Source organism: Streptomyces sp. NPDC002144, assembly GCF_053593695.1.
On sequence record NZ_JBSFDB010000170.1, the window covers coordinates 1 to 1,193 of the forward strand.

1 protein-coding gene is annotated in these 1,193 nt (G+C 66.9%); it reads right to left on the reverse strand.

Going from position 1 to position 1,193, the window contains the following annotated elements:
• Window positions 1–111 precede the first annotated feature (111 nt).
• Window positions 112–1,043, reverse strand: a protein-coding gene (locus ACWCQ1_RS52125; protein ID WP_412488790.1) for an IS5 family transposase whose coding sequence is annotated in 2 segments (ribosomal slippage) — window positions 112–608 and window positions 608–1,043 — 933 coding nt in all. Because the reading frame shifts where the segments join, the coding sequence is not laid out codon by codon here.
• Window positions 1,044–1,193: the final 150 nt, after the last annotated feature.

Here is a 1,193-nt window from a genome sequence, read left to right on the forward strand (position 1 = left end):
CGCAGCCAGGACGGCCTCGATCCCTTCCGGTCTCCCCATACCAGAACAACGAGCCGCGCAGCCGGAAGCCACGACTTGTTTCCCGGCAAGCCCTAGGCAGTGTTTCTCGGATCATGTGCGGAGCCAGACGATGAGTGCTGCGATGGTGACTGTGCCGAGGTAGGTGTAGGCCCGCTTCTCGTAGCGTGTGGCGACCGCGCGGAAGCCTTTGAGACGGTTGATGGCACGTTCAACGGTGTTGCGCTTCTTGTAGCGTTCGGGGTCGAACCCAGTGGGCCGACCGCCTCGGGAACCGCGATTGCGTCGGTGTCTGCGTTGGTCGAGTCGTTCGGGGATGGTGTGCGATATGCCGCGCCGTCGCAGGTAGCGGCGGTTTTCGCGGGACGTGTAGGCCTTGTCGGCCAGGACATGGTCGGGTCGGCTGCGAGGCCGGCCGACACCGGCGCGGGGCACGGACACCCGCTCCAGGACGGGCCGCAGTTGGGGGCCGTCTCCGTAGTGTCCAGGTGTCAGGACAACGGCGAGCGGTCGGCATCGTCCGTCCGCTGCGAGGTGGATCTTGGTGGTGAAGCCCCCGCGGGAGCGTCCCAGACACTCGCCGATCGGACCACCTCCTCCAGCCGGACGGCCAGTTTCCGAAGCACCGGATCGCCCTGGTTCGTCCGCGGGCGAACCCCCTTTTGAGGAGCCGCGGCGGGCGCTGCCTTTCGTGCGCCGGCCGCGTGCTGGTGAGCGCGCACCGCTGTGGAGTCGACGGACACATCCCAGTCGATCCGGCCCTCGGCGTCCTCGGCGGCCTGCACCTTCGACAGCAGCATCTGCCAGGTCCCATCCGCCGACCAGCGGCGATGGCGTTTGTAGACCGTCTCCCACGGCCCGAACCGCTCAGGCAGATCCCGCCACTGGACGCCCGTACGGACCCGGTACAGCACCCCGTTGATCACCCGTCGGTGATCGCTCCACCGGCCCCCACGTGCACCACCGCGAGGTAAGAACGACTCCAGCCGATCCCACTCCGCATTCGTCAGGTCTCCGCGTCCCATGTGGCAAGCCTGCCCCCAACACCCCACCCCGCGACGGAGATCCGAGAAACAGTGCCTAAGGGCTTGCCGGGAATCAACACGTCGGTTTGATCTTGGTTTTGTCGGGGTCGAGGAACCTGACGACGTCTTCCCGTGTGCGGAAACGGGCTG